We start from the raw sequence: 15,852 nt of genomic DNA on the forward strand, positions 1-15,852 counted from the left end.
GTCTTCCTTACTTTGCGGCGATAGCCGCCATAATACGGGCCCAAGAGCGTTGACCTTTATGGAAAGACGTCAGCTCATATTTTTCATTGGGCGAATGAATGCGGTCGTCTTCAAGGCCGAAGCCAACAAGCAGCGATTCCATGCCAAGGAATTTGTCGAAATCACCGACAATCGGGATCGATCCGCCCATGGCGATCAGCACCGCTGGCTTTGGCCATTCATCTGAGAGTGCGTCTTTGGCTTTGGAAACCAGAGGTGAATCATAAGGCAGCTGAATGGCTGGCGAGCCACCATGCGGGTGGAACTCGACCGAACAATCGGCTGGCAGACGCTCTTCGACGAAAGCGCGGAAGGCTGCGCGGATTTTGACTGGATCCTGCTTATGCACGAGGCGGAATGAAACCTTAGCAGATGCTTCCGCTGCAATAACGGTCTTAAAGCCTTCGCCGGTGTAGCCGCCGATGATGCCGTTGACTTCGGCAGTCGGGCGCGCCCATGTCAGTTCGAGAACGCTGCGGCCTTTTTCGCCCGAAGGAACCGAGAGTCCAATCGGCCCAAGGAAGTTTTCAGCCGTGCGGCCAAGGCTTTCCCATGATTGCAAAATCTGTGACGGTGTTTCTTCCACACCTTCATAGAAACCCGGAACCGTAACGCGTCCGGTTTCATCATGAAGATCGGCAAGGATTTTGCTCAAAATATGGATCGGGTTGGCCGCGGCACCACCAAAGAAGCCCGAATGCAAATCGCGGTCAGCCGCCTTGATAACGATTTCTTCGCCAACCAGACCACGCAAACCGACGCTGATCGCTGGTGTTTCTTCATTCCACATGGCTGTGTCGCAAACCAGCGCCACATCAGCCTTTAGTTCCTGTTTGTTGGCATCAAGGAATGGCTTGAGTGATGGTGAGCCGGATTCTTCTTCGCCTTCAAACAGCAAGGTTACTTTGACAGGCAGATTGCCGTTAACTGCCTTATAAGCGCGGCAGGCTTCAACAAAGGTCATCAGCTGACCCTTGTCGTCAGAGGTTCCGCGACCTGTCAGGATTTTGCGACCATTGCCAACGTCTTTGATAGCAGGTTCAAACGGATCGTTTTCCCACAGATTGAGCGGGTCAACCGGCTGCACATCATAATGGCCATAGAACAGGACATGCGGCGCATCAGCGGTGGCGCCGTCATGGTGGGCGACAACCATCGGATGGCCCGGTGTGTCGCGCACGCTTGCGTCAAAACCAATGGACTTCAAATCCTCGACCAGCCATTCGGCAGCCTTACGGCAATCGGCTTTGTAAGCCGGATCGGTCGAAATCGACTTGATCCGTAAAAGATCGAACAGATGGTCGATACTCTTGTCGAGATTTGCGTCGAGATGATTGAGGACTTTATCGAGTGATTGCGCGGACATGGATATTTCCTGACGAGTCGTAATACTGCGCGCACAGTACAACTGCGAAGCTCAAGAAGAAACCCAGATTAGATCGCAAAACCGAGAGCAGAAAATGAATTGGCCGTCGTGGTGAGGGGGTTACCACAACGGCCATATCACTACACTCACAAACGACAGCCCGGAGAGGGGATTTAGGCTGTCGCTTACAACCGGTTTCCAACGGGGGACGGGTCAGAAAACCGGCGATCAACGTACTGTCGATGACCTAGAATTGGCCCTCCAACTGTGGCTATTCAAGGGCATTTTAGATTACAAATTCGTAACATAAACGTTATCGGGTTGAGAGCTTAGCGTGAACAGGGGGTGAAAAAACTCACCTTTCAAGTGGACACTTGTTTCTCCTGACACAAGGCCGGTTTTCTTTATGCTTTGTTTCCTCTAATCCTAAGCCATGAAAAAAGGCGATCATCTCTTTCTCGTTGACGGCTCGGGTTATATTTTCCGCGCTTATCATGCCCTGCCACCGCTGACCCGTAAGTCGGATGGCTTGCCGGTGGGGGCCGTGTCTGGCTTCTGCAACATGCTGTGGAAGCTGTTGAAGGATGCGCGCAATACCGATGTGGGTGTGGTGCCAACGCATTTTGCGGTCATTTTCGACTATTCGTCGCAGACTTTCCGCAAGGAAATCTACCCTGAATATAAGGCCAATCGTACCGCGCCGCCCGAAGACCTGATCCCGCAATTTGGCCTGATCCGTCAGGCAACCCGCGCTTTCAATCTGCCTTGCATCGAAAAAGAAGGCTTTGAGGCGGACGATCTGATCGCGACCTATGCCCGTATCGCGGCGGAAGCCGGCGGCGATGTCACCATCGTATCGTCTGACAAAGACCTGATGCAGCTCGTGACACCACAAGTGTCGATGTATGACGGTATGAAGGACAAACAGATTTCGATCCCGGAAGTGATCGAAAAATGGGGTGTACCGCCGGAAAAGATGATCGATCTGCAATCGCTGACCGGTGACAGCACCGATAATGTTCCGGGCATTCCCGGCATCGGCCCGAAGACCGCGGCGCAATTGCTGGAAGAGTTTGGCGATCTGGATACGCTGTTGGCACGCGCGTCCGAGATCAAACAGAACAAGCGCCGTGAAAACATCATCGCCTATGCCGATCAGACCAAGATCGCACGCGAACTCGTGACGCTGAAAGTCGATGTGCCGCTCGATGTTGATCTTGATGGTCTGGTGCTTGAACCGCAGAATGGTCCGAAACTCATAGGCTTCCTGAAAGCGCTGGATTTCACAACGCTGACGCGCCGCGTGGCGGAAGCAACCGACACGGATGCGTCGGCAGTTGAGCCTTGCCACATCGAAACCGAATGGGGAGCAGACGCGCACGGCCCGGACGTTGATGTGCCTGCAAAGCCAGAGGCTGCGACATCGTCGGAAACCGCAGCTTCGCCCTCCGCCGATACTGCGGAAGCAAGCGGCTACACGCCGAAAGCGCTTGCCGCAAAGCGTGCATCGGATGCTTTGGCGCAAAAAATCGACACGACGGCCTATACCTGCATTCGCGACATTGAAACGCTGAATAAGTGGCTTGCGAAAGCTGTCGAGACGGGTCTGGTTGCTTTTGATACGGAAACCAATTCGCTTGATCCGATGCAGGCAGAGCTGATCGGCTTCTCGCTGGCGCTTGCTCCGGGCGAGGCAGCCTATATCCCGCTCCAGCACAAGTCCGGTGCAGGTGATCTGCTCGGCGGCGGCATGGTTGAAGGGCAGATACCGCTTGATAAGGCGCTGGCGGCGTTGAAGAGCGTTCTTGAAGACGCATCCGTTCTCAAGATCGCGCAGAATATGAAATATGACTGGCTGGTCATGCGTCGTCATGGCATCAACACCGTCTCCTTTGATGATACGATGTTACTGTCCTATGTATTGGATGCCGGCATCGGCGGTCATGGCATGGACCCATTGTCCGAACGCTGGCTGGGACACACGCCCATCGCCTATAAAGAAGTGACTGGCAGCGGCAAAGGCGCCGTCACCTTCGATATGGTCGATCTTGATCGTGCAACGGCCTATGCCGCTGAAGACGCTGATGTGACATTGCGTCTCTGGCAGGTGCTGAAACCGCGTCTGGCGGCAGAAGGGCTCGCGTCGGTGTATGAGCGTCTTGAACGCCCGCTGGTTGATGTGCTTGCCCGCATGGAAGAACGCGGCGTCTCGGTTGATCGTCAGGTGCTCTCCCGCCTGTCGGGCGATCTTGCCCAGTCCGCTGCACGTTTCGAAGATGAAATTTACGAACTGGCTGGTGAAAAATTCAATATCGGTTCGCCCAAGCAGCTTGGCGATATTCTCTTTGGTAAAATGGGGCTTCCCGGCGCATCCAAGACCAAGACCGGCCAATGGTCGACCTCCGCGCAAGTGCTGGAAGATCTGGCTGCTGAAGGCTTGCCTCTGCCCCGCAAAATCGTTGATTGGCGTCAGCTGACCAAGCTCAAGTCCACCTATACCGATGCGCTGCCGGGTTATATTCATCCGCAGACGAAGCGCGTACACACATCTTACGCCATGGCCTCCACCTCAACCGGGCGCTTGTCTTCGTCTGAGCCGAATTTGCAGAACATTCCGGTGCGCACGAGCGAAGGCCGCAAGATTAGAACGGCTTTCATTGCAGAACCGGGCAACAAGCTGATCTCTGCCGATTATAGCCAGATCGAATTGCGTGTGCTGGCGCATGTCGCCGATATTCCGCAGCTGAAACAGGCTTTTGCCGATGGCATCGATATTCATGCCATGACGGCTTCTGAAATGTTTGGCGTACCTGTTGAAGGCATGCCGTCAGAGGTACGCCGCCGCGCCAAAGCGATCAACTTCGGTATCATTTACGGCATATCGGCTTTTGGTCTTGCCAATCAGCTGTCCATCCCGCGTGAAGAAGCAGGGCAATATATCCGTACCTATTTTGAGCGTTTTCCTGGCATCAAGGACTATATGGAAGCGACCAAGGCTTTTGCGCGCGAACATGGCTATGTCGAAACCATCTTCGGTCGTCGCGCGCATTATCCCGACATCAAAGCATCCAATCCGCAGGTTCGCGCGTTCAATGAGCGTGCGGCAATCAATGCCCCTATTCAAGGCTCGGCTGCCGATATTATCCGTCGTGCCATGATCCGTATGGAAGATACGCTGGCAGATGAAAAGCTTGCAGCCCGTATGCTGTTGCAGGTCCACGACGAATTGATCTTTGAAGTGCCTGAAAACGAGGTCGAAAAGACGATCCCTGTTGTCCGTCATGTGATGGAAAATGCAGCCATGCCAGCCGTGTCGCTTTCCGTGCCATTACAGGTCGACGCGCGTGCAGCGCATAACTGGGATGAGGCGCATTGAGGGCTTAAGCGGTTGACGTTTTAAGCCCGAGCCTATAGGTAGACGCTAATTATGGTGCTTCGGTAGTCGTCAGGAGAGTTGTGAACAAAAAGGTTCACAACCGATGGGTATGCGGCTTGTGAAGCTTTTTTGAAAGTCACTCATGTCCCTACCTGACACAATCGCTCCGGCACTTTCCGGAGCATTAGCCGCTCGCGGTTACAATACACTCACCGCTGTTCAGAATGCCGTTTTGGCTCCTGAAACACTTCATGGCGATTTGCTTGTTTCTGCGCAGACAGGCTCCGGCAAGACTGTTGCTTTTGGCCTTTCCATGGCATCGACCATTCTTGGCGACGAACTGCGTTTTGATCGTGCGCAAAATCCATTTGCGATGATTATCGCACCAACGCGCGAACTTGCTTTGCAGGTTCGCCGTGAACTCGAATGGCTCTATGCTGATACGGGTGCGGTGATTGCTTCTTGCGTTGGTGGTATGGATATTCGTTCCGAGCGCCGTGTGCTTGAACGTGGATCGCATATCGTTGTTGGCACGCCGGGCCGTCTGCGCGATCATATTTCGCGCCGTGCGCTTGATATGTCGGAACTGCGCGTTGTCGTGCTCGATGAAGCTGACGAAATGCTCGATATGGGTTTTCGCGAGGACCTCGAATTCATTCTTGGTGAAGCACCGGAAGATCGCCGCACATTGATGTTCTCGGCAACCGTGCCAAAGCCGATTGCACAGCTTGCAAAGCGTTTCCAAAAAGACGCGCTGCGCATTACTGCTGCTGGCGAAGCTGGTCAGCATGCCGATATTGATTATTTTGCTATGCCGGTTCCGCCACAGGAACGCGATCATGCAATCATCAACACCCTGCTTTATTACGATTCACAGAACTCGATCATTTTCTGCTCGACGCGTGAAGCTGTAAAGCACATGGCAAGCCGCCTGTCGAACCGCGGTTTTGCGGTTGTGGCGCTGTCGGGTGAATTGAGCCAGGCCGAGCGTAACAATGCGCTTCAGTCGATGCGCGATGGACGTGCCCGCGTTTGCGTTGCGACCGACGTTGCTGCACGCGGTATCGATCTGCCAAACCTTGATCTGGTTATCCATGCCGATCTGCCGAACAATCCTGAAACCATGCTGCACCGTTCGGGCCGTACTGGCCGTGCCGGTCGCAAGGGAACCTGTGTTCTGGTCGTTCCGTTCTCGCGCCGTCGCAGTGCCGAGCGTCTTTTGAGCCTTGCAAAGCTTGATGCGCAGACTGTTCCTGCTCCGGGTATTGCTGCCGTTCAGGCCAAGAACAATGAACGTATTCTCAACAGCGAAGCTCTCAGCCAGCCGATTGAGGAAGAGCATCAGGATCTGTTGAAGGCACTGACCGAGCGTTATACGCCGGAACAGATCGCGAGCGCTTTCCTTAATCGCGAACTCGCGGCATTGCCTGCTGCGGAAGATATTTCTGACGCGCCTGTTCATCCGATTTCCAGCAAGAAGCCGCGTGAGCGTTCAGAGCGTGGTGATCGCCCGGAACGGGGCGAGCGTTTTGATCGTGGTGAGCCGGGCGAACGTTTCGACCGCAATGCACGTTTTGATGGCGTATGGTTCTCGGTTTCTGCCGGTCGTAAGCACCGCGCGGATCCAAAATGGCTTCTGCCGCTCATCTGCAAGGCAGGTGACGTATCGAAGCGTGACGTCGGTTCGATCAAGATTTTCGATAATGAAACGCGTTTCGAAATCACCGCAGCCAAGGCTGAAGAATTCCGTCGTTCGGTTGAAGAACGCGGCACGGGCGAAAAGGGTCTGGTGATCCGCACTGCAGTTGCAGGCGCTGGTGGCGATGCTGCTCCGCGTGAAGGCAAGCGCGATTTCAAGCCACGCGGCGACAAGCCAAGAAGCGATTTCCGTGATGGCAATCGTGACAACGCTAAGGGCAGTTGGTCGAAGCCGAAAGGCGACTTCAAGAAAGATGGTTTCAAGAAGGACGGCAAGAAATTCGGTGATGGGGGCTTCAGCAAGAAGCGTCGCGGCGAATAAGATAATCCCATAAAAAGAAAAGCCCGGTATGAAACCGGGCTTTTCTTTTAGATATGATACTTCCCGAAGAGCAGAGGCGCGCTTCGGGAAGTATATTTTAAACGTCCAGATTGGCGACGCTCAGGGCGTTTTCCTGAATAAATTCGCGGCGCGGTTCAACTTCATCGCCCATCAGGCGCGAGAACAGCGAATCTGCATCGGTCGCATCATTGACCTTGACCTGCAGCAACGAACGCACATTCGGATCAAGCGTTGTTTCCCAAAGCTGTTCGGCATTCATTTCGCCCAAGCCTTTATAACGCTGTAGCGTCAGGCCCTTGCGACCTGTCGCAAAAATCGCGTCAAGCAGCGCCATTGGACCGGAAAGCGTATCGCTCTTGTCCTTGCGGCGCAGCACAGGCGGCTCTGCAAAGACTTCGGCAATGCGCGAGGCAACGCGGTCGATCTGTCTGGCATCGGCAGAACCAAGCAGCGCCATATCGAGAATGGCAACATCTTTCACACCGCGAACCATGCGCTCGAAACGATAGCCGCCGTCGTCTGTCACGTGTGCAGTCCAGCCGCGCTCGGTTTCTTCCGAAATCATGTCGAGACGCTTGGCAACCGTTGCAGCGGATGCCTGCGCCGTCGCATCATTCGCGGTGGAACCAGGGTTAAGCAGTCCAGCAATTGCCGCCTGCTCAACAATACGGCGATCATAACGTGTATGTAGGCCACCCAAAAGCTGACGCAGCGTGCGGGCATCCTCAACGACAGACCGAAGATCCGGTCCGGCGCGGACTTCGCCGCTGATCATTTCAAGAGCTGCCTCTTCAAGGCCGGTTTCGATGAGAAAGTCTTCGAATGCAGCTTCGTTCTTGATATATTGTGATGACTTGCCGCGAGACACCTTATAGAGGGGCGGCTGTGCAATATAAATATGACCGCGCTCGATCAGTTCCGGCATCTGGCGGAAGAAGAAGGTCAACAGCAATGTGCGAATATGCGCGCCGTCGACGTCAGCATCCGTCATGATGATGATCTTGTGATAGCGCAGCTTGTCAGGATTGAAGCCGTGCGATTCATCCTTGCCGATCGACGTGCCGAGCGCTGTGATCAGTGTACCGACCTGATCGGACGAGATCATACGGTCAAAACGAACGCGCTCCACATTGAGGATCTTACCGCGCAGCGGCAGAATGGCCTGGTTTTGGCGCGAACGACCGCTCTTAGCGGAGCCACCAGCAGAATCACCCTCAACGATGAAGATTTCTGATTTGGCAGGATCGCGCTCCTGACAGTCCGCCAGCTTGCCGGGCAACGACGTCACGCTGAGATTGCTCTTGCGGGTGATGTCGCGTGCCTTGCGCGCTGCTTCACGCGCGGCAGCAGCCTGAATAACCTTTTCAACAATGGTCTTGCCGCCTGCCGGATGTTCTTCCAGCCATGTCGAAAGCGCTTCATTGACGAGACTTTCAACAACTGGACGCACTTCCGAAGAAACAAGCTTGTCCTTGGTCTGCGACGAGAACTTTGGATCAGGAACCTTGACTGAAAGAACAGCCGTCAGACCTTCGCGGCAATCATCGCCAGTGAGACTGACTTTTTCCTTCTTGGTCATGCCAGATGCATCGGCATAGCCTGTTACCTGACGCGTCAGCGCGCCACGGAAACCGGCCAGATGCGTACCGCCATCGCGCTGCGGAATGTTGTTGGTGAAGCACAGCACCTTTTCGTGGTAGGAATCATTCCACCACATAGCGACTTCAACGGTCATGCCGTCTTTTTCGCTCTTGATATAGATCGGTGTTTCCAGAAGCGACTTCTTGCTCTGATCGATATATTTTACGAATTCGACAACACCGCCATCATAATGCAGTTCATGCTCTTTGATGTCGGCATGGCGGCGATCGCTCAGCTTGATGCGCACACCGGAATTGAGAAACGCCAGTTCGCGCAGGCGACGCTCCAGCGTGTCGTAATCGAATTCCACCATGGAGAAGGTTTCAGGCGAAGGCAGGAAGCTGACTTCCGTGCCGGTATCGCTGCCTGCATCACCAACCACCGCAAGCGGAGCATCGGCCACGCCATGCGTGAAGGTCATTTCGTGTATTTTGCCAGCCCGACGCACTTTAAGCCTGAGCCAGATCGACAGTGCGTTCACAACAGAAACGCCCACACCATGCAGACCACCGGAAACCTTATAGGAATTCTGGTCGAACTTACCGCCGGCGTGCAGCTGGGTCATGATGACTTCAGCAGCCGAAACGCCTTCTTCCTTATGGATATCGGTCGGAATGCCGCGACCATTATCGGTCACGGTGCAGGAGCCGTCGGCATTGAGCGTCACAGTGACAAGTGTCGCATGGCCCGCCAGCGCTTCGTCAATTGCGTTGTCGACGACTTCATAAACCATGTGGTGAAGGCCGGAGCCGTCATCCGTATCGCCGATATACATGCCCGGACGCTTGCGAACTGCGTCGAGGCCTTTCAGAACACGAATGGAATCCGCGCCATATTCGGCAGGGGCTTCAGAATTCATCTCTGGAGTCTCGGTCATGAAAATCTTTCGCAAATGTGCCGCGAATGCAGCCTTAAATCCTGCTGCTTATCCAGCATAAAAACTCATGTCGAATCACTCGACAAACATGGCTTTAATATAGGCGTTAACGGTGATTTTTCCAAATTTTAAGGCCAAAATTGCCGGGGATTGCGCTCAATTCGCTTCAGATGATGATAGGCGATTAATGGTACTCTTTGGAACTGCCACAATTGGCGCTTATATTGGTTTCCAGCAGGGGCATTCTCGATAACGAGGAGCACTTTATGGACATTACAACGGCAATAAATGAAGCCGCGCAACCATTCATCCCGCCAGCACCGCGTCCGCGCGAAAAGCCGGTTGGACGCTTCGAGATGATGCGGGTGGTTTATAAAAATCCGCTCGAATTGTGGGGGGAGCCTTCGTACAATGAGCCATGGGTTTCCGTAAGCTGGCTTGGCATCAAAACCATCATTGCCAATGATCCCGGCCTTATCCGGCATGTGCTGGTCGATAATGCTGCAAACTACCCGATGTCCGCCATTCGCCAGCGGGTTTTGCGCCCGCTTTTGCGCGATGGATTGCTGACCGCTGAGGGCCAAGTCTGGAAGCGGTCGCGCAAGGCCATGGCACCCGTGTTCACGCCGCGCCATATCGGTGGCTTTGCGAGCGCCATGCGAAACCGGTCGCTGCAATTTGTCGAGCGATACAAGACCAATGGTCTTATCACCGATGTCGCCCACGACATGACGCTTCTCACCTATGATATTCTCGCGGAAACGTTGTTTTCGGGTGAAATTGCCGGTGATCCCAATGATTTTGCGCGCCAGATCGACAAGCTTTTTGAAACCATGGGCCGCGTCGATCCATTTGATCTTCTTGGCTTGCCCGAATGGCTGCCACGCTTTACGCGCCTTCGCGGTAACCAGTCGCTCGGCTTCTTTCGAGAACTGGTATCTGATACCATTGCCTTGCGAAAGTCGCGAATGGAGAGAGGCGAAGACGTCCCCAATGATTTTCTGACGTTGCTTTTGCGCGCCGAAGGGCCCGACGGTTTGAGCCGCGGCGAGATCGAAGATAACATCATCACTTTCATCGGGGCAGGCCATGAGACAACAGCCCGTGCGCTGGGCTGGACACTCTATCTGTTGGCCAAAGCACCACAGGAGCGCGAACGGGTTGAGGCCGAGATCGATGCGTTCTTTGCGGGTGGCGGACATGACCTGCCGCCGCAAGAATGGTTGGCAAAACTGCCTTTCACGCGTGCCGCTTTTGAGGAAGCGATGCGGCTTTATCCGCCGGCACCGTCAATCAATCGCGAGGCGGCCAAGGATGACAGCTATGGCGATCTGAAAATCGCGAAGGGGACGGCTGTTCTGGTCATGCCTTGGGTGATTCATCGTCACAGGCTTTATTGGGATCAGCCGGATGCTTTCATGCCGGAACGCTTCTGGCCCGAAAATCGCGACAAGCTCGACCGCTTTCAATATCTGCCCTTTGGTGCTGGTCCGCGTGTCTGCATTGGTGCGAGTTTCGCGCTTCAGGAAGCGGTGATTGCGCTTGCAACCTTGCTTGATGGCCGTCGCTTTGACGTGTTGGAAACCACAAAGCCATGGCCCGTACAAAAACTCACCACCCAGCCGCAGGGCGGCCTGCCGATGAAAGTCGTCAGGCGCTAGTTCTTAAGTTGGATGCCTTATGATATAATTTCATCTTACAAAAATTGCTAAATCTAAGGCATCAACTTGCACGAATTCAGTGTGCGGTACGGCGGATTCATAGTACATTCTTGAGCTATAAGAGTTCCTAATTCCGGCATTGATTGTACTTTTATTTATATGTATTTCGTCATTATTATCGAAAGAACTTAGTTTTTTGTCAATTTTATTAAAGGTTTCAGGAAATTTTTTTCTTACCATATTTATATTACTTATTATTTCATCTGAATTTGCAATCCCTTGTCCATTTGCTGATTTTTCTACTAATGGCTTTCTCCGTATTTCACCTCCAGCGTAAGATGTGAAATTGGCCTCGAATTCTTTATGTAAATCTTTGAATGATATCGAATTGTGAGTATCAGTTTTTATCCGATAGAGGTATGGCTTACTAAAGAATCCATTTTCTCCTTCATCATGGAAAATGCTCTCTCTAATTCCAATATCTCGGCTAATAATTCTATTTTTTAATTGCCTATTTAAATTTTGATACCTTGACGTGTCTATATCTATGTAATTTTTTACGCCAATTTTGCTTGCTGAAGAAAAAACAGTGTCTGGTCCAAAAAGTTTCAGGGTATTTATTTTGCTTTGATATTCTCCTAGCTTATGAACGCCTATTTCTGCCACCTCATATGGATGGCGGACATCAAAGCGATAAGCCCTGACTGGAAAAGCCTCCGCTTCAAAGCTCTTCCATCTGGAAGATGGTGATGGCCAAGCTTGTTCGTAGTCGAAATCAATCATATTTTCCTCGCACTACTAAATTCAGAGATAGTACGACAAAACTACCTCCATATTAACTGTCGTTATTACAGTCTTTCCACATGCCATTTGAGATGATCATCCATGAAGGATGAGATGAAGAAATAGGAATGGTCATAGCCTTCGCGCATGTTGAGCGTGAGCGGGATTCCAGCCTTGCGGCAAGCCTCATCCAGCAGCCACGGACACAGGCCTTCCTCAAGGAACACATCGGCTTCGCCCTGATCGACCAGAAATTCTGAAAAGCGTGCACCATCCTCAATCAGCAGCGTCGCGTCATAGGCACGCCATGCGCGCTCTTCAGAACCGAGATATTTTTCCAGCGCAGGCTTTGACCAGTCGGCTGTAGAGGGCTGCACAATCGGTGCGAAAGCCGATGCCGATTTGAAACGGTCGGGATTCTTGAGCGCAATTGTCAGTGCGCCGTGTCCACCCATGGAGTGGCCGGTGATGCCCTGACGCGACATATCAAGTGGAAACTCAGCCGCCACCAGATCGGTCAGTTCTTGGGTGATGTAGCTATACATTTGATAGTTCTTGGCGAATGGTTCCTGCGTCGCATCGAGATAGAAGCCGGCACCTTTCCCGAATTTCCAGTTCTGCGGCTCGTCGGGCACGTCATCACCGCGTGGGCTGGTATCCGGGCAAATAACGGCAATTCCCAATTCTGAGGCGATTTGTCGATATTCGCCCTTGTCCATCACATTTTGATGCGTGCAGGTCAGGCCGGAAAGATACCACAGCACAGGCACCGGACCATCCTTCGCCTGCGGTGGGAGAAAGACAGCAAAAGTCATTTCGCATTGCGTGGTCTCGCTCTTATGGCGATAGACGCCCTGCGTTCCACCAAAGCATTTTGCGGTCGAGATCGTTTCCATGAGAGTTCCTGCTGTTTATCCGCTGCCGAGTGCGACCACGACATTCACTGTCGCCGCAACAAGGACCGTATTGAAAAAGAATGACACAACGCTGTGCAGAAGCGTTACTTTGCGCATTGCGGTGGTCGTGACATTGGTGTCCGACGTCTGTGCCGTCATGCCGATGACGAACGCATAATAGGTAAAATCCCAGCCTGAAGGCGCTGGGGTTTCAGGAAAAGCGAAGCCGCCAGAATGCTTGCTCGCATGGGCGGTATCTTTTCCCGCAGGTTCGGTTGGTTGCCAGTACAGATGGGCATAATGAATGGCAGTCATCATATGAATTGTGAACCAGCCGAGCGGAACAGATGTGAGGGTCACAACCAGTGAAAACAGATCAGCTGCTGGCTTCTGATTGATCAGAACGAACAGCGAGACAATTGCAACGACAACCGTGGCAAAGGTTACCAGAAAAATGATCCATATCGGTTCATCTGCAGTCGCCGCATGTTTTTTGAGATATGCTGCGCTCAGTCTTGGCATGGCCGTAAGAGCAAGCGCCAGATACAGCGCGAAAAAACAATTGGCTCCAATCACCGGGGCAAGTGGGCTTTTAAGAAGCCAGGCGATGATGAAAGCTGTTACGCCGCCAATCGCTGCGAGATAAAACGACATATGGCGACGCAGCAAAAACATCAGGCGGCGCTTTCTTGCGGTTCTAACCGCATATCGACATGCGGAATGCCGTCTTCGAGATACTCGTCTGAAACCGCAAAAAAGCCAAACGAGCCATAGAATTTCTGCAAGTGGCTCTGTCCGCCAAGTTCGATGGCAATGCCCGGAAAGCGGTTTTGAGCAAAGGCGACCGCCTCTTTCATGAGACGCTGACCAAGCTTGTAACCACGATAATCGGCTGCCACGACAACACGGCCGATCTTCACCGGCTTACCATCCTGTTCTGGTGGCAGAACCCGCAAACTTGCCGCGAGTTCCGCACCATCGAGAAGGCGCAGATGAAATGCGTCATAATCCTTGCCGTCGATTTCGGGGTAAGGGCAATTCTGCTCCACCACGAAAACATCCACGCGCAGCTTCAGCATCGCATAAAGCGCGCGTGGGGTGAGATTATCGAGTTCATCCCAATGGGAGGTGAAAAGCTTTTCGCTCATCAGTAGACAATCACCGAGCGGATCGATTTGCCTTCATGCATCAGATCGAAAGCGGTGTTGATTTCATCCAGCGGCATGGTGTGGGTGATCAGGCTGTCGATGTCGATCTTGCCTTCCATGTACCAGTCGACGATCTTCGGCACATCGGTACGACCGCGCGCGCCACCAAATGCAGTACCCTTCCAGACGCGTCCCGTGACGAGCTGGAATGGACGTGTGGCGATTTCCTTGCCTGCTTCGGCGACGCCGATGATGATCGATTCACCCCAGCCACGATGGCAGCATTCCAGCGCCTGACGCATCACATCGGTGTTGCCGGTGGCATCAAAGGAATAATCCGCACCGCCATCTGTCAGATCCTGAATGGCCTGCACAACCTTGTCATTGCCGATTTCGCGCGGATTGATGAAGTCGGTCATGCCGAACTTCTTTGCCATTTCCACCTTGGATGGATTGATGTCGACGCCGATGATCTTGTCCGCGCCAACCATGCGTGCGCCCTGAATGACATTAAGACCAATGCCGCCCAGACCAAACACCACAACATTGGAGCCCGGACGCACTTTAGCCGTGTAAATAACCGCGCCAATGCCGGTGGTTACGCCGCAGCCGATATAGCAGATCTTGTCGAAAGGTGCGTCTTCGCGGACCTTGGCGACAGCGATTTCTGGCAGAACGGTGAAGTTCGAGAAGGTCGAGCAGCCCATATAGTGGAACACTTCGCCGCCATCGCACGAAAAGCGGGTGGTGCGGTCCGGCATCAGGCCTTGACCCTGCGTTGAGCGGATCGAGGTGCAGAGGTTTGAACGCTGTGACAGGCAGGTTTTGCACTGGCGACATTCCGGCGTGTAAAGCGGGATCACATGATCGCCCGGCTTCACGGAAGTCACGCCTGCGCCCACTTCGCGCACAATGCCAGCACCTTCATGGCCGAGAATGGCCGGGAATTTGCCTTCTGAATCAAGGCCGGAAAGCGTGTAGGCATCGGTGTGGCAAACGCCGGTCGCCATGATTTCGACCAGCACTTCGCCGGCGCGTGGACCGCCGATTTCAACGGTTTCGATGGTGAGCGGCTTTTTTGCCTCCCAGGCAACGGCTGCGCGTGACTTCATGACGATATTCCCTTCAATTTCAGTGTTCGTTTATGCGCCTATTTCAGATAGGTGCGCAAAATCCGCATGATTTCGTCGATCTCTGCATCGGGATCTGCCACAGCATCGCGCGCTATCGTCTCACGAGCTTGGCCGAATGTCTCGCGAAAATGGCTTTCCAGCACTTCCGCCATCAATCCATTGGCAGCCCCGCGCAACGCCGCAATCTGCTGCAAGAGTGCAGCACATTCCGTGCCCGATTCCACCGCGCGCTCCAGCGCCTCGGCCTGGCCTTTGATGCGGCGCAGGCGCGTCAAAGCGCGCTTTTTGTCTTCCGGTGAATGCGGCATGGAATCTCCCGATTTTCACGAAGCCTATATACTATAGGGGAGTATGTCAATTGCTCCGGAAATGCCTTTTGCGAGAATGGTTTTCTCCGCAATTGGCGTGGCCCGAATCTTAAGCCTCAAGCTTGAGATGCAGCAGCGGATAGGGGCGTCCCTGATCATCCGTCTCCGAACGACTCGTCTCAACAAAGCCCACATGGCGATAAAAGCCCACGCCTTGCGTGTTCTGCTCATTCACGTCGACGGTCAGAGTGCCCCGCTGTTTTGCGTGTGCAATCATATGCTTGCCAATACCCTTGCCGCGCTGATTGGGGGAAATGAACAGGCTGTCGATATTGTTATCGGTCATGCCCATGAAGCCGACCGGCTTGCCGTCATCCTCAATGACATCGACTGCTACATTCGGCAGATATTGCTCACCGACCAGCTTTTCGAGCTCGATGAAATCTTCGCGGCTTAGAAAGTCATGCGTTGCCAGCACGCTTGCGCGCCAGATGGCAGTGAGGGCGGGGGCGTCCGCCGGTTTAGATTTTCGGATATGGATCATCATCGTTCCTTGTGGGATAAGCACCAAAGCAACGCCTTT

The 15,852-nt window shown here is 53.4% G+C and carries 12 protein-coding genes; 3 read left to right on the forward strand and 9 right to left on the reverse strand.

Annotated elements, in window-relative coordinates:
* Positions 1–7: 7 nt before the first annotated feature.
* Positions 8–1,405 (reverse strand): dipeptidase, encoded by a 1,398-nt coding sequence (locus U2P60_RS10500; RefSeq protein ID WP_413572530.1) that lies wholly within the window; start codon positions 1,403–1,405, stop codon positions 8–10.
* A gap of 433 nt (positions 1,406–1,838) precedes the next feature.
* On the opposite strand from U2P60_RS10500, the gene polA reads away from it, so the two are divergent.
* Both polA and U2P60_RS10510 read left to right on the forward strand, forming a co-directional pair.
* Positions 1,839–4,781 (forward strand): DNA polymerase I, encoded by a 2,943-nt coding sequence (polA, locus tag U2P60_RS10505; RefSeq protein WP_413572531.1) that lies wholly within the window; start codon positions 1,839–1,841, stop codon positions 4,779–4,781.
* A 142-nt stretch (positions 4,782–4,923) separates the two neighbouring features.
* Positions 4,924–6,801, forward strand: coding sequence for a DEAD/DEAH box helicase (locus U2P60_RS10510; RefSeq protein ID WP_413572533.1), 1,878 nt, complete (start codon positions 4,924–4,926; stop codon positions 6,799–6,801).
* A gap of 97 nt (positions 6,802–6,898) precedes the next feature.
* On the opposite strand, the gene gyrB is transcribed toward U2P60_RS10510, so the two are convergent.
* Entirely contained in the window at positions 6,899–9,340 is a 2,442-nt protein-coding gene (gene gyrB, locus U2P60_RS10515) for a DNA topoisomerase (ATP-hydrolyzing) subunit B (RefSeq protein ID WP_413572534.1), read from the reverse strand.
* A gap of 266 nt (positions 9,341–9,606) precedes the next feature.
* On the opposite strand from gyrB, the gene U2P60_RS10520 reads away from it, so the two are divergent.
* Complete coding sequence (locus U2P60_RS10520; protein WP_413572536.1) at positions 9,607–11,001, forward strand: cytochrome P450; 1,395 nt, start codon at positions 9,607–9,609, stop codon at positions 10,999–11,001.
* Between the two features lie 30 nt (positions 11,002–11,031).
* Here U2P60_RS10520 and U2P60_RS10525 read toward each other — a convergent pair whose 3' ends face one another.
* From U2P60_RS10525 to U2P60_RS10555, 7 genes are all read right to left on the reverse strand, one after another.
* Positions 11,032–11,784, reverse strand: a complete 753-nt coding sequence (locus tag U2P60_RS10525) for a hypothetical protein (protein ID WP_413572537.1) — start codon at positions 11,782–11,784, stop codon at positions 11,032–11,034.
* A 65-nt stretch (positions 11,785–11,849) separates the two neighbouring features.
* Positions 11,850–12,680, reverse strand: a complete 831-nt coding sequence (gene fghA / locus U2P60_RS10530) for an S-formylglutathione hydrolase (RefSeq protein WP_413572539.1) — start codon at positions 12,678–12,680, stop codon at positions 11,850–11,852.
* 15 nt (positions 12,681–12,695) lie between these two features.
* Complete coding sequence (locus U2P60_RS10535) at positions 12,696–13,355, reverse strand: DUF1345 domain-containing protein (protein ID WP_413572540.1); 660 nt, start codon at positions 13,353–13,355, stop codon at positions 12,696–12,698.
* Positions 13,355–13,828, reverse strand: coding sequence for a GNAT family N-acetyltransferase (locus tag U2P60_RS10540; RefSeq protein WP_413572542.1), 474 nt, complete (start codon positions 13,826–13,828; stop codon positions 13,355–13,357). The genes U2P60_RS10535 and U2P60_RS10540 overlap by 1 nt, the downstream gene beginning before the upstream one ends.
* Complete coding sequence (locus U2P60_RS10545; protein WP_310012535.1) at positions 13,828–14,940, reverse strand: S-(hydroxymethyl)glutathione dehydrogenase/class III alcohol dehydrogenase; 1,113 nt, start codon at positions 14,938–14,940, stop codon at positions 13,828–13,830. The genes U2P60_RS10540 and U2P60_RS10545 overlap by 1 nt, the downstream gene beginning before the upstream one ends.
* A 38-nt stretch (positions 14,941–14,978) precedes the next feature.
* A complete protein-coding gene (locus tag U2P60_RS10550; protein WP_413572543.1) occupies positions 14,979–15,269 on the reverse strand; it encodes a metal/formaldehyde-sensitive transcriptional repressor in 291 nt (96 codons plus the stop codon).
* A 109-nt stretch (positions 15,270–15,378) separates the two neighbouring features.
* A complete protein-coding gene (locus U2P60_RS10555; RefSeq protein ID WP_413572544.1) occupies positions 15,379–15,837 on the reverse strand; it encodes an acetyltransferase in 459 nt (152 codons plus the stop codon).
* Between the last annotated feature and the right edge of the window lie 15 nt (positions 15,838–15,852).

This window comes from Brucella sp. H1_1004 (assembly GCF_047308065.1).
Classification (GTDB): domain Bacteria; phylum Pseudomonadota; class Alphaproteobacteria; order Rhizobiales; family Rhizobiaceae; genus Brucella; species Brucella pseudogrignonensis_B.

Coding starts and splice junctions, on each gene's coding strand:
- U2P60_RS10510 (WP_413572533.1), top strand. CDS start 4,924: ATGTCCCTACCTGACACAATCGCTCCGGCACTTTCCGGAGCATTAGCC.
- U2P60_RS10540 (WP_413572542.1), bottom strand. CDS start 13,828: ATGAGCGAAAAGCTTTTCACCTCCCATTGGGATGAACTCGATAATCTC.
- U2P60_RS10545 (WP_310012535.1), bottom strand. CDS start 14,940: ATGAAGTCACGCGCAGCCGTTGCCTGGGAGGCAAAAAAGCCGCTCACC.
- U2P60_RS10550 (WP_413572543.1), bottom strand. CDS start 15,269: ATGCCGCATTCACCGGAAGACAAAAAGCGCGCTTTGACGCGCCTGCGC.
- gyrB (WP_413572534.1), bottom strand. CDS start 9,340: ATGACCGAGACTCCAGAGATGAATTCTGAAGCCCCTGCCGAATATGGC.
- fghA (WP_413572539.1), bottom strand. CDS start 12,680: ATGGAAACGATCTCGACCGCAAAATGCTTTGGTGGAACGCAGGGCGTC.
- polA (WP_413572531.1), top strand. CDS start 1,839: ATGAAAAAAGGCGATCATCTCTTTCTCGTTGACGGCTCGGGTTATATT.
- U2P60_RS10535 (WP_413572540.1), bottom strand. CDS start 13,355: ATGTTTTTGCTGCGTCGCCATATGTCGTTTTATCTCGCAGCGATTGGC.
- U2P60_RS10500 (WP_413572530.1), bottom strand. CDS start 1,405: ATGTCCGCGCAATCACTCGATAAAGTCCTCAATCATCTCGACGCAAAT.
- U2P60_RS10520 (WP_413572536.1), top strand. CDS start 9,607: ATGGACATTACAACGGCAATAAATGAAGCCGCGCAACCATTCATCCCG.
- U2P60_RS10525 (WP_413572537.1), bottom strand. CDS start 11,784: ATGATTGATTTCGACTACGAACAAGCTTGGCCATCACCATCTTCCAGA.